The sequence below is a fragment of the Candidatus Aquicultor sp. genome, from assembly GCF_054640775.1.
The window spans coordinates 1837-2622 of record NZ_JBTSLF010000326.1 but is presented as its reverse complement, the minus strand read 5'-3'; the positions used below and the strand labels follow the sequence as shown (position 1 = coordinate 2622).

The window sequence follows — 786 nt, the reverse complement described above, 5'->3', positions numbered from 1 at the left end:
CTCAAAGTCCGTTGGAGAAAGAAATTATTGATCTGGCCGTTCAACAGGCCGCTCAACGTTCCTTACAAGGAATTTCTTAGGAACCCGGTGGGGATGTTTGACATAAAACTCCTGGCCGTCCCCCTTTTCGGACAGGGACGGCCAAAGGATGAAGTTGGTCTGAGAGGATACCGTTATTATGGCGATAGCAAGCCAGCTCATTAAAAATATTAAGGAATTTTCAACCCTGCCGACGGTTTACTCCTCTTTGGTGGATACCTTGGCCGATCCCAAGTCAACCACTCAAGATGTCACCAATATCATTGCTTGCGACCAAGCCTCAACCACGAAAGTTCTAAAAGTCGTCAATTCTCCTTTTTACGGTTTTTCCGGGCAGATTGATACGGTCTCTCGGGCTATTGTCATTCTTGGTTTCAATGAAATATACAATTTGATCCTGGCATCTTACATCATGGATTTTTTCTTAAAAAAAGAAGCCGTTTTAGATTTCCGGCCTGTGGATTTTTGGGGACATTCGATTGCTGTCGGGATAGCCACCAGGTTGATTGGACAAATTCAGGGTTTGCCAAATCAGGAAAATTTTTTCGTAACCGGAGTATTGCATGATATCGGCAAATTGGTTTTTTTTGAATTTTCAGAAGATCAATTTGCGGCCGCCCTGGCCCTTTCCAAGAGGACTAAACAGTCCCTTCATGTTGCCGAAATGACAGTTTTCGGAATGGACCACTCAGAGACGGGAGCACTCATCGCGGAAAGGTGGCGGTTTCCCTCTTCCATCATTCAAGC

At 45.0% G+C, this 786-nt stretch carries 2 protein-coding genes; both read left to right on the top strand.

The features are described 5' to 3' along the window. The coding region (locus tag ACYC56_RS14860) for a hypothetical protein (protein WP_461374952.1) at positions 1 to 204 on the top strand (204 nt) is incomplete at its 5' end. Then, positions 179 to 786, top strand: a 608-nt coding sequence (locus ACYC56_RS14855) for an HDOD domain-containing protein (protein ID WP_461374951.1), incomplete at its 3' end; no start/stop codon positions are given. The genes ACYC56_RS14860 and ACYC56_RS14855, both read left to right, overlap by 26 nt.